The organism is Variovorax sp. E3 (genome assembly GCF_016082275.1).
Taxonomy (GTDB): Bacteria; Pseudomonadota; Gammaproteobacteria; order Burkholderiales; family Burkholderiaceae_C; genus Variovorax.
This window is the reverse complement of sequence record NZ_MOWM01000348.1, coordinates 1-1031: the sequence shown is the minus strand read 5'-3', so window position 1 is coordinate 1031 and position 1031 is coordinate 1. Positions and strand designations below refer to the sequence as shown.

At 66.4% G+C, this 1031-nt stretch carries 2 protein-coding genes; both read left to right on the top strand.

The window, feature by feature from the left end; translation table 11 throughout:
• The first annotated feature begins 373 nt into the window (after positions 1–373).
• A complete protein-coding gene (gene bcsD, locus BMG07_RS40770) occupies positions 374–769 on the top strand; it encodes a cellulose biosynthesis protein BcsD (RefSeq protein WP_269759912.1) in 396 nt (131 codons plus the stop codon).
• Positions 766–1031, top strand: a 266-nt coding sequence (gene bcsR / locus BMG07_RS40765; RefSeq protein WP_374221483.1) for a BcsR/BcsP family cellulose biosynthesis protein, incomplete at its 3' end; no start/stop codon positions are given. The genes bcsD and bcsR, both read left to right, overlap by 4 nt.

Here is a 1031-nt window from a genome sequence, read left to right as displayed (position 1 = left end):
CGCGCGGGTCGGCCGCCGCGCGCGCCGCAAGCGCCACACGCACCGCGCGGCACCCGCACGGTGGACACGCCGGCAGCACCGGACAGCATCGAGGATTGAGCCGCTCGCCATCCGGATTTGAATCCGAATAGCGTATTGCGCCGTACCGTCAGGATTGGTACACATGGGTTCCGTCCCATGGACTGGGTATTGCGCCGCCAATCCGTCCCCGAATTCAGACAGTTCAGGCCCGATGGTGCATTGAAAAGTTCACATTTGTTGTCAACGGTTAACTGATCCCAGAGAATGCTCGGACATGGAAACAGCCGCGACGTTTATTCAGTATTACGAGAAAAATTCGTGCAGTTCGCAGTGGCTGGAATTCAATCGGGGCATGGCCGCCGAATTGAGCGCCGGCCTGCCGCCCGAAGACCTGCGGCAGCTGTTCTTTCGCATCGGCCAACGCCTCGCGCACGCCATGCCGATCCCGCGTTGTGACACCCTGGGCGACCTCGAAGCCGAGTTCAACGCGCGCTGGGACGACATCGACTGGGGCTTCACCAGCCTGAGCGAAGACGCCGACTGCGTGTTCATCACCCACGCCTGCAGCCCGATCGCCGTGGCGTTCGGCCCCGACGCCACGAACTGGAGCGTCGGCTTCTTCGAAGGCATCTACCAGGCCTGGTTCGACGCGCAGCAGATGCCGTCGTCGCTGCGGGTGCTGGCCCTGCCGCCCGACGCGCAAGGCGGCCCGCGCATCGACCTGCGGCTGGCGAAGGAGCCGTCATGAGCCAGGACGAACCGACCCCGGAAGACATCGCGGGCCTGTTCCGCAAGTTCGGCGGCGATGCCCACGGCTACAAGGAATTCGCGCCGCCGGAAACCGAGGCCGAAGCGCCCAAGGTCTGGCCGCTGCTGACGGGCGAGAAGATCGTGCGCCCGGTCGAGGCCGCACGCGTGCAGCAGCCTCCGGCTCCGGTTCCTGCTCCCGTGGCCCCCGCGCCCGTCGCCGCCGTACCGCCGGCGCCGCGCATCGAACCCGTGCTGCGCCC

What these genes read in the sequence shown, in the direction of transcription:
- bcsD (WP_269759912.1), top strand. Translation starts at nt 374, where the DNA reads ATGGCCGCCGAATTGAGCGCCGGCCTGCCGCCCGAAGACCTGCGGCAG.